This window comes from Streptomyces sp. NPDC007164, from assembly GCF_040634135.1.
Taxonomy (GTDB): Bacteria; Actinomycetota; Actinomycetes; order Streptomycetales; family Streptomycetaceae; genus Streptomyces; species Streptomyces sanglieri.
In genome coordinates this window covers 1-11,097 of the sequence record NZ_JBEYFB010000097.1, presented here as the reverse complement: position 1 = coordinate 11,097, position 11,097 = coordinate 1, and the positions used below count along the sequence as shown (strand labels likewise).

Sequence of the window (11,097 nt, the reverse complement as noted above, 5' to 3'; positions counted from 1 at the left end):
GTGTGGGCCAGCATGCGGATGCTGCTCCCGGCGGCTCCACTCGAACAACCTGTACACGCGGGACTCCTGGCACATGACGTGGGCAAGACGTCCATCCTGCTGCCCCGTAACACTTCGGGCCGATCATTGCTCCAGCCAATGGCATGTCAGGACCTTCGCGCTGAGGGCCTTGTGCGACGGCGACGCGCTCTCCACGGACGGCCCCCTCCACCGTGACTGCGCGCGCCGTGCAGGAAGAGGTCCCTCCGGGGGCACGGGGCTCAGCCGTGAGCCGGCGCCGGTATCGGTCCGCGTACCACCGGAATTCAGCCACCTCCTCAACTGCACAGACTTCTGTGCACAGGAGTCTGTGCACAGAAGTCTTTGTCATCTACCTTGGGCCTCATGGAACTTCCCGAGCAGCCCTCCCAAGTGCAGCTGACCGCTCGTAATCTGCGGGGCGTCGCGCATCCGCTGCGGGTGCGGATGCTGACGGTCCTGCGGACGGAGGGACCGGCCACGGCCACCACGCTCGCCCGGCGGCTGAACGAGAACACCGGCGCGACCAGCTATCACCTGCGCCAGCTCGCCGAGTACGGCTTCATCGTCGAGGCGCCGTCCCGGGGCGGCCGCCGTGAGCGCTGGTGGCAGGCGGTGCACGTCAACACGGTCGTACCGGACAATTCGGTGCTGGTGGACGATGACGGTCTCGGCACCGCCTATCTGCAGGCGCTCGGCCGGGTCTGGTCCGACGCGATGACGACCGCCATCGACGCGGCCAACTCGCTGTCGCCCGAGTGGCGCGACGCCCAGGACTTCGGTGACTACGTGCTCACGCTCACCCCGGCCGAGGCCGCGGAGCTGTCGGCGGAGATCCACCAACTGCTCCGCCGACGCAACTCCGCGCCCGAGCCCGCAGGTTCGCCGCTGCCCGAGGGTGCGGCGCGAGTCGCCTTCCAGTTCCAGTTGTTCCCCACCAGCGCAGACCGGCACGTCTCCCACCCCACCGACTCGGAGTGAGAAAGATGACCTCTCGGCACGCGGCCGCCCAGCAGGCGGCGGACAGTGGCACACGCACACCATCCCCGGACGCCTTACCCGCCCCGGACGCCCCGCCCGCCCTGGAAGCCCCACCAGCCCTGGACGCCCCACCCTCCCCGGACGCCCCGGACGACGGGCCCCGGGTTCTGCGTGGACTGGTCGGCATGCTGTCGGCCAACGCGGCGTCCCTGTCGGCCAATCGGGTGCTCTCGATCGCCCTGCCCTGGTTCGTTCTGACGACGACCGGCAGCGTCGGCAAGACGGGTCTGGTCGCCTTCTTCCAGATAGTCCCCTACGTGGTGGCCCAGGCGCTGGCTGGGCCGATCATCGACCGGGTCGGCCCGAAGCGCATCAGCGTGGCCGGTGACCTGGCCTCCACCGTCGCGACGGCCACCGCCCCGTTGCTCTACCTGACGGGACACTTGTCTTTCGGCCTGCTGCTGGGGCTGCTGGCCGTGGTCGGTGCGGCGGACGGCCCGGCCAACGGGGCCAAGGGGCTCTTCGTGCCCGCGGCCACTCGTGCGGCCCGGGTGCCGCTGGAACGGGGGACGGGTCTGTCGGCGGCGGTCGAACGGACCGCGACGACCATCGGACCGGCCATCGCCGGTGTGGTCGTCGCCTCCTTCGGCAGCCTCTACGCCCTGTGGATCACCGCCTGCCTGTTCGGTGTGTCGGCGCTGGTCGTCTCCACCACCCTCAGCGACCCGGTGCCCGAGCCGCACGAGATGCCGGTCGAGGAGGCCGAGGGCTATTTCTCGCGACTGCGTCAGGGCGCCGTGTTCCTGCGCGACGCCAAACTGCTGCGGTCCATCGTGTGCATGCTCGCCGTGACCAACCTGCTCGACCAGGCGTTCATGTCCGTGCTGCTGCCGGTCTGGGCGAAGGAGACGGGCAATGGTGCGGGAGCCATCGGCCTGGTGGTCAGCGTCTTCGCCGCGACATCGATCATCGCCGCGCTCGTGGCCGCGGGAGTGGCCGAGCGGCTGCCCCGGCGTGCCGTCTATCTGATCGGCTTCACGCTGGGCGGCGTCCCACGCTTCGTGGCCATGGCCACGGGGGCGCCCCTGTGGCTGGTGCTGGTGGTGCTGGCGGTGGGTGGTCTGGGCTCGGGCTTCGTCAATCCGATCGTGGGGGCCGTGACGTACGAACTGATCCCCACTCCGTTGCTGGGACGGGTCAAGACGCTGGCTCAGGCCGTCACCTGGGCGGGCATCCCCTTCGGCGGGCTGCTGGGCGCGGGACTGGTGACGGTGGCGGGCACCTCGGGCGCGTTGTGGATCGTGGGCGGGCTCTACCTCGTCGCCATCGGGGTGCCGGCCCTGAACCGGGAGTGGGCGGGCATGCGCAAGCGGACGGTGTCCGACGCGAGCCCCGTCGACACCGAGCACGGGAACGGGAGCAGCGCCGGTACGGATGCGGTTCCCGGGGAAGCGGCGGCCAAGGAAGTCGCATAGGCGGCGGCACGGGACCGGAGCCGGCCGGGCGGTGGACCGGCTGTCGGCCGCCGGTTCCGTACCCCCGCTCCTGCCTGGACGGCAGATCTCCGCCACGGCGAACCCAACTCCGCCGACCGGGCGCAGTGTTCACGCCCGACCGGCGGTAGCGGCCATGCCCGGACCGGCGGCAGCGGCGATGTCCGGCCGGGCAGAAGTGACCAGGTCCGGCGGGCAGAAGTGACCAGTTATCTCCTCCAGACCGCTCTGCGAGCATCGGATTCGGCTGAGTTTCCGAGGGTTTTCGCAAACGGTCGATGACGAGGAACTGGTGGACACATGACGACGAAGCCGAGGATGGCCGCGGCCTCCGGCCAGGGGGCCGAGCAGGGCGGTTTCTCTCCTGCCGAAGCCCGCATCGCGGTAGTGTGGAACGCGGTGCTCGGCGCCGAGGTGACCGAAGCGGAAGACGAATTCTTCCGGCTCGGCGGAACCCTCCCGCAGGCGGCGGAAATGGCAGGCCGGATCGCGGAGGAATTCGGTTCGGAATTCGGCGCGGAAACACTGCCGGAGCCGTTGACGGTGCGGGCGGTGGCGTCGTTCCTCGCGGAGGAAGCCCTGCTGCGGGCCCACCGGCTGTTCGAGTCGGCCGACTTCGACGCCGAGGGCGCAACGGACGCCATGGATGCCATGGATGCCCTGGGCGCCCTTGTGGTGGCCGGGGCTCCGGACGACGCTCCGGTCATCCCCCGCGCACCCCGGCACGGACGTCCGCTGCCGCTGTCGTTCGCGCAGCACCGACTATGGTTCCTGGACCAGTTGGAGCCCGGCCGGGCCGAGTACCTGATCCCCATGGGACTGCGCATCCGCGGACCGCTGGACGTCCCGGCGCTGCGCGCGTCGCTGTCGGAGCTGGTGAGCCGGCACGAGGTGCTGCGCACCCGCTTCGCCGACGACGCGGACGGCAACCCCGGCCAGGTCGTCGACCCACCCCGGCCGCTGCCGCTCGCCGTTCACGACCTGCGGTCCGTCGTGGGACAGGACGCGCGCGAGGAGGAGGCCGCCGCGCTCGTGGACACCGAGGGCTTCCGCCCGATGGACCTCGGCACCGGACCGACGGTGCGTGCGCTGCTGATCCGGCTGGCCGACGAGGAACACCTGCTGTATCTGACGGTGCATCATATCGCTTTTGACGGCTGGTCTGCGGGGGTGATGTCCCGGGAGCTGACCGCGCTGTACGGCGCGAAGGCCGCGGGCAGGTCCGCCGACCTGTCCGAACCTCCCCTCCAGTACGCCGACTTCGCGGTCTGGCAGCGCCAGTGGTTCACCGGCGAGGTGCTGGCGGAGCAACTGGACTACTGGCGCGCCCGGCTGGCCGGCACCGAACCGCTGGAGCTGCCCACCGACCGCCGACGTCCGGCGCGGCGCAGCGGCAACGGCGCCATGCTCACCTTCCGCGTGCCGGCGGAGACCGCAGACGGCGCCCGCAGGCTCTCCAAGGAGGCCGGCGCGAGCCTTTTCATGACCCTGCTGGCGGTCTTCCAGGCGGTGCTGTCGCGCTACAGCGGTCAGGAGGACATCGCGGTGGGCACCCCGATCGCGGGCCGCAACCGGGCCGAGATCGAGAACATGATCGGCTTCTTCGTGAACACCCTCGTCATGCGCACCGACCTGTCCGGCGACCCGACGTTCGCCGAACTGCTGGCCCGGGTGAAGGACACCGCGCTCGGCGCCTACGACCACCAGGACCTGCCCTTCGAGCGCTTGGTGGAGGAGCTGGCCCCGCAGCGGGACCTGTCGCGCAATCCGCTGTTCCAGGCGATGTTCGTACTCCAGAACACCCCCGACAGCCGGTCTTGGGATTTGCCGGGCCTGACCGTGCGGCAGCTCGACGTGTCCGCCCAGGACTCCAAGTTCGACTTCACCCTCTACGCCACCGAGGCCGCCGACGGCGCTCTGGACGGCACCGTCGTGTACTCCACCGACCTGTTCGACGAAGCCACGATGGTGCGGCTCGCCGGGCACTTCGAGACGCTGCTGGCTGCCGCCTGCGCCACGCCGGACGCCCGGCTGTCCGAGCTCCCGATGCTGACCTCCGCCGAGCGCCGGACGATCCTCGGCGAGTGGAACGGGGCCGACACCGACGCCCCGGACACGGTGACGGTGACCCGGCTGATCGAGGAGCAGGCCGCTTGCCACCCCGACGCGCCCGCCGTGACCTGCGGCACCGACCGGCTGACCTACCGTCAGCTCGATGAACGGGCCGAGTGGATCGCCGGCCGGCTGCGCGAGCGCGGTGCCGGACCGGGCACTCTGGTCGCGGTCTGCCTGGACCGCGGTACGGACATGGTGTGCGCGCTGCTCGGCATCCACAAGTCGGGGGCGGCCTACGTTCCGCTGGATCCGGCGTACCCCACGGACCGGCTCGCCTACATGATCGAGGACAGCGGCGCCCCGCTGATCGTCACCCAGTCCGCGCACACCGGTCGCCTGCCCGCCGACGCGCCGACGCTGCTGCTGGACGGGTACTGGCCGAAGCGGCCGCACACCGCCTCCGCGGGCCCGGCGGCGCAGGCCGGCCCGGACGACGTGGCCTACGTGATCTACACCAGTGGCTCCACCGGCCGCCCCAAGGGCGTGCAGATCACCCACGGCGCGCTGCGTGCGCGGATGCGGGAGACAAGCCGTGAGCTGGGGCTCACGCCCGAGGACCGGGTCCTGCAGTTTGCCTCGATCGCGTTCGACTCGTCGGTGGGGCAGATGTTCGCCCCGCTCGTCTCCGGGGCGGGTCTGGTGCTGCGCGACGACACCTGGGACCCGGGCCGGCTGGCGGCGGCGCTGCGCGAGCACCGGGTCACGGTGGCATGGCTCACTCCGTCGGCGTTCGGGGCGCTGGCCGCCGACCTGGACGGGCCGGACGCGCTGGGCCCGCAGCTGCGGCTGGTCCGGCTCGGCGGCGAGGCGCTCCAGCGGGAACAGGTCCGGCAGTGGTTCCGGCACTGCGCGGTGCCTCTGGTCAACGGTTACGGTCCCACGGAGGCCGCGCAGGAGGCGACGACCGCCAGGATCGACGGCCCCGTCGACCGGGTGCCGATCGGCCGGCCGGTCGCCAACGTGAAGGTGTTCGTGGTCGACCGCCACGGCCGGCCCGTGCCGGTGGGCGTGCCGGGCGAAATGTGGATCGGCTGCCCCGGGCTGGCCCGCGGCTATCTGCACCGGCCCGAGCTGACCGGCGAGAAGTTCACCGTCGTGGACGTGGACGGCACGCCGCGGCGCGTCTACCGCACCGGTGACCTCGCCCGGTGGCTGCCGGACGGGCGGCTGGAGTTCGTGGGCCGCGCCGACAACCAGGTCAAGCTGCGCGGCTACCGCATCGAACTGGGCGAGATCGAGACGGCGTTGCTCGCCCACCCCACGATCACCGGCGCCACCGTAGTCCTGCGCGAGGACGTTCCCGGTGTGCAGCGGCTGGTGGCGTACGTGGTGCCCGTGGGCCCCCTCGACGCGAGCGCGCTGCGCGCCCACCTCCAGCGCGATCTGCCGGACTACATGGTGCCCACGGCATTCGTGCCGCTGGAGCGCATCCCACTCACTCCGAACGGCAAGACCGACCGCCGGGCACTCCCCGTCCCTGCCCCCGACCGGTCCGGACTGGGCGCCGCGTACACCGAGCCGCGCACGGACACTGAACGCGTGGTAACCGAGGTGTGGTCCGAGGTGCTGGGCGTCGACCGGATCGGCGCGCACGACGACTTCTTCGCGCTGGGCGGGCATTCGCTGCTGGCCACCCAGGTCGTGTCGCGGCTGCGCCGGCGGCTGGGTGCCGATGTGCCGGTGCGCGCGCTGTTCAGCGCGCCGACCCCGGCGATGCTGGCCGCGGCCGTGGCGGAGCCGGCTGGCACGGAGGCCGACCGCATCCCGGCGGTGCCGCGTCACAGCGCTCCGCCGCCACTCAGCTTTGCGCAGCAACGGCTCTGGTTTCTCGACCAGTTGGAGCCCGGCCGGGCCGAATACCTGCTGCCCTTCGCCTACCGCGTCCACGGCTTTCTGGACACCGGCGCCCTGAACGCCGCGTTCACCGCGGTGGTGGAGCGCCACGAGATCCTGCGCACCCGGTTCGGAACGGACGCGGCGGGCTCCCCGGCGCAGCTGATCGATCCGGCGCGGCCGGTACGGATGCTGGTACGGGACCTGCGCCGGACGGGTGACCCGGCCGCCCGCGAGGAAGCCCTGGCGGAGGTGCTGCGCGAGGACGGACTGCGGCCGGTCGACCTCGACACCGGACCGGTGCTGCGCGCGCTGCTGGTGCGGCTGGCCGACGAGGAGTACGTCCTGGCGGTCACCGTGCACCACATCGCCTTCGACGGCTGGTCGGTGGGCGTGCTGGTGCGCGAGCTGTCCGCGCGGTACGCGGAAGCCCTCTCGGGCCGCTCCGGCACTCCCGGGCCGGATCCGCTGCCCGTGCAGTACGCCGACTACGCGGTGTGGCAGCGCGGCTGGCTGTCCGGTGCACCGCTGGAGCAGCAACTCGCCTACTGGCGCGACCGGTTGGGCGGACTGGAACCTCTGGAACTGCCGACCGACCACGCGCGGCCGGCGGAGCGCGGCGGACGGGGCGAGGTGGTCCGGTTCTCGGTGCCCGCCGAGGTCGCCGCCCGTGCCCGCGCGGTGTCCGCCGAGAGCGGCGCCAGCCTGTTCATGACCCTGCTGGCCGTCTTCCAGCTGCTGCTGGCCCGCTACAGCGGGCAGCGGGACATCGCGGTCGGCAGCCCGGTCGCCGGCCGCAACCGCGCCGAGACGGAGGAGCTGATCGGTTGCTTCGTCAACACCCTCGTCCTGCGCACCGACCTGTCCGGCGACCCGGCGTTCACCGAACTCCTGGCCCGCGTCAAGGACACCGCCCTCGGCGCCTACGACCACCAGGACCTGCCCTTCGAACGCCTCGTCGAGGAACTCGCCCCCGACCGCGACCTGTCCCGCAACCCACTGTTCCAGACCCTGTTCGCGTTGCAGAACACACCGGGCGCGGACGCCTGGAACCTGCCGGGCCTGACGGCGGAACCCGTCGAGCCCCCGGTCCGGGACGCCAAGTTCGACCTGTCGATGTACCTTGCGGAGGCGGCGGACGGCACGCTGGACGGCGCCGTGGTCTACGCGGACGACCTCTTCACCGGGGACACCGCGCGCCGCCTGGCCGGACACTTCACCAACCTGCTGGCCGCGGCCACGACTCGCCCGCACAACGCGCTGTCCGAGGTGGAGATGCTCGACGCGGGGGAGCGGCACCGCGTCCTCACCGAGTGGAACGACACCGCCGCGCCCGTTCCGGCAGCGACACTGCACCAGTTGTTCGAGCAGCGGGCGGCACAGGACCCGGACGCGGTCGCAGTCGTCTGCGGCACGGACACTCTGACGTATCGTCAACTCGATGAGCGGGCCAACCGTCTGGCCCACCGGCTGCGCGCCGTGCCGGGCATCGGTCCGGACGTACCCGTGGGCGTCTGCCTGGAACGCTCGCCCGCCATGGTGTGGACGCTGCTCGGCATCCTGAAGGCCGGTGCCGCGTACGTCCCGCTCGATCCGGAGCACCCGGAGGAACGGCTGGCGTACCTGGTGGCGGACTCCGGCGCGCCACTGATCGTCACCGACATCGCGCACGCCGCCCTGCTGCCGGACGGCCCCGACCTGCTGGCCGTGGACCGCCCCGCCGACCTGCCGGACACCCTGCCCACGGACGCGCCGGAACCCGTCGCGGACCCCGGCGACCTGTGCTACCTGATCTACACCAGCGGCTCCACCGGCCGCCCGAAGGGCGTCCGCATCGAACACCGCGGAGTGGTCAACTACCTGGCCGGCATGCAGCACGCGTTCCCGATCGCTCCGGGCGAGGGCTTCCTCCAGGCCACGCCGCTGTCCTTCGACGTGTCGGCGTACGAGATCTTCTGGCCCCTGTGGCAGGGTGCCACGGTCGTGCTGGTGCCGGGCTCAGACCGGCTCGACATGGCCGAGGTGTCCCGCCTGATGCACGCCCACCGCGTGGTCGGCCTGCACTTCGTGCCAAGCCTGCTGGACCTGTTCGTCTCCCAGGTGCGGCCCGAGGACTGCACACACCTGCGATACGCCTTCGCCAGTGGCGAGCCGCTCCAGCAGACGCTGGTGAGCCGGTTCACCGAGCGCTTCCCCGGTGACCTCGTCAACCTGTACGGCGCCACCGAGGTCTCGGTGGACACGACGTACTGGCGGGCCTCGCGCACGGACCCGGCCGGACCGGTCCTCGCGGGCCGTCCCATGGTCAACCAGACCGTGTACGTCCTGGACCCGGACCGCCGCCCCGTGCCCGTGGGTGTGCTGGGCGAGGTGTACCTCGGTGGCGACAGTGTCGGACGCGGTTACCACCAGCGCCCCGACCTCACCGCCGAGCGCTTCGTCGCCGACCCGTTCCGCGGCGGCCGGATGTACCGCACGGGCGATCTCGGCCGGTTCACCGTGGACGGCGAACTGGACCTGCTGGGACGGATCGACCGGCAGGTGAAACTGCGCGGCGTCCGGGTCGAACTCGGCGAGATCGAGGCGACGCTGCTCACCCACGGCGCGGTCGGCGTCTGCGCGGTGGTGGTCCGGGAGGACACCCCCGGCGACAAGCGGCTGGTCAGCTACTGTGTGCCCGCGCCCGGCGCCACGGTGGACGTCGGCGCGCTGCGCGAGTGGGCCGCCGAACGCCTGCCCCGCGCCATGATGCCGTCCGCGTTCGCGATCCTGCCGGAACTGCCGCTCAACCGGAACGGCAAGGTCGACCACGCGGCGCTGCCGGCCCCCGGGAACGACGGCGTCGGCACGGCCGGATACACCGCGCCACGGGACGAGATCGAGGCGGAGATCGCCGGGGTCATGGCCGCTGTGCTCGGCGTCGAACGGGTCGGAGTCCACGAGAGGTTCTTCGACGTCGGCGGGCATTCCCTGCTCGCCCTCCAACTCGTCAACCAGGTCGAGTCGGTGACCGGAGTACGCATCGGCCTGCGACGCCTTTTCCAGTCGCCGACCGTCACCGGCATCAAGCAACAGCTCATCGAATTGTTCGACGCGCAGGAACAGCTTTCCTGAAACAGCGGCCCATTGCCCACGCGAGAAGACGAAGAGGACGGAACATCATGGGCGAGAACTCGGTGGAGGCACGGCTGCTGTCCCGCATGCGGCGGCGTGCGGAAGCGGCCCGGATCGTACGGGCCGACCGGGAGGCCGGACCGCTGCCGCTGTCGTTCGCGCAGCAGCGGCTTTGGTTCCTGGACCGGCTGACGCCGGACAGCGCGGAATACCTGGTGCCGACGGTGCTGCGGGTGCGCGGCGCTCTGGACGTCCCCGCGCTCGGCACAGCACTGTCGGGTCTGGTGGCCCGGCACGAGGTACTGCGGACGGCGTTCCCGGCGGACGACAACGGCACACCGCGGCAGGCGATCAGCGCACCCCGGCCGGTGGAGGTCACGGTCCACGACCTGCGGGCCGAGGCGGACGCGGAGACCCGCGCGGGCGAGGTGCTGCGCACCGAGGCGACGCGGCCGTTCGACCTGGAGGCCGGGCGGCTCCTGCGCGCCGACGTGGTGCGGCTCGCGGACGACGACCAATTCCTGCTGCTGACGGTGCATCATATCGCTTCGGACGGCTGGTCCTCCGGGATCCTGGCCCGCGAACTGCGCGAGCTGTACGCGGCCGCCGTCGCCGGACGGGAGGCCTCGCTGCCCGAACTCCTCATCCAGTACGCGGATTTCGCCGCCTGGCAGCAGGAGCAGCTCAGCGGGGACTTCCTGGAGAGGCAGTTGGCGTACTGGCGCGAGCGCCTCGCCCACGTGACGCCGCTTGAGCTTCCCACCGACCACCAGCGTCCGGCGCAGCCGAGCGGCAGCGGTGACGTGGTCACCTTCTCGGTGCCGTCGGAGGTGACGGAGGCGCTGCGGGCGGCGGCGAGCGGGCAGGGCGCGAGCCTGTTCATGGGGTTGCTGGCCCTGTTCCAGATCGTTCTGGCCCGCTACTGCCGTCAGGACGACATCGCGGTCGGCACCCCGGTCGCCGGCCGCAACCGCGCCGAGACGGAGGAGCTGATCGGTTTCTTCGTCAACACCCTCGTCCTGCGCACCGACCTGTCAGGCGACCCGACGTTCACCGAACTCCTGGCCCGGGTCAAGGACACCGCGCTCGGTGCCTACGACCACCAGGACCTGCCCTTCGAACGCCTCGTGGAGGAACTCGCCCCCGACCGGGACCTGTCCCGCAACCCGCTGTTCCAGACGATGTTCGTCCTCCAGGCGCCCGGCAGCGCGGAGGCCCAGGCATGGGAGCTGGCGGGCACACGGACCGAGCCGGTCGAGATCGAGCGGGGTGTCGCCAAGTTCGACCTGACGCTCACGGCGGTCGAGTCGGCGGACGGACTGCGCGCGGTCCTGGAGTACCGGACGGATCTGTTCGAGCGGGCGTCGATCGAGCGGTTGGCCGGCCATTTCACGACTCTGGCGGCGTCGGTGGCGGCCGCACCGGGTGCGCGTCTGTCGGAGCTGAACATGCTTACGGTGGGGGAGCGGCGGGAGGTGTTGGTCGAGTGGAATGGTGTCAGTGGTCCGTATCCGGATACCGCGACCATTCATCAGCTGGTCGA

General features: G+C 71.5%; 4 protein-coding genes. All 4 read left to right on the top strand.

Annotated features, from left to right (window positions below; translation table 11 throughout):
- Positions 1–384 precede the first annotated feature (384 nt).
- On the top strand, positions 385–999 hold the full coding sequence (locus tag ABZ622_RS41015; protein WP_360552310.1) for a helix-turn-helix domain-containing protein: 615 nt from the start codon (positions 385–387) through the stop codon (positions 997–999).
- Between the two features lie 5 nt (positions 1,000–1,004).
- Complete coding sequence (locus ABZ622_RS41010; protein WP_360552308.1) at positions 1,005–2,474, top strand: MFS transporter; 1,470 nt, start codon at positions 1,005–1,007, stop codon at positions 2,472–2,474.
- 318 nt (positions 2,475–2,792) lie between these two features.
- Positions 2,793–9,554, top strand: coding sequence for an amino acid adenylation domain-containing protein (locus ABZ622_RS41005; RefSeq protein WP_360552306.1), 6,762 nt, complete (start codon positions 2,793–2,795; stop codon positions 9,552–9,554).
- Positions 9,555–9,601: 47 nt separating this feature from the next.
- Positions 9,602–11,097, top strand: a 1,496-nt coding sequence (locus ABZ622_RS41000; protein ID WP_360552304.1) for a condensation domain-containing protein, incomplete at its 3' end; no start/stop codon positions are given.

What these genes read in the sequence shown, in the direction of transcription:
- ABZ622_RS41015 (WP_360552310.1), top strand. Translation starts at nt 385, where the DNA reads ATGGAACTTCCCGAGCAGCCCTCCCAAGTGCAGCTGACCGCTCGTAAT.
- ABZ622_RS41010 (WP_360552308.1), top strand. Translation starts at nt 1,005, where the DNA reads ATGACCTCTCGGCACGCGGCCGCCCAGCAGGCGGCGGACAGTGGCACA.
- ABZ622_RS41005 (WP_360552306.1), top strand. Translation starts at nt 2,793, where the DNA reads ATGACGACGAAGCCGAGGATGGCCGCGGCCTCCGGCCAGGGGGCCGAG.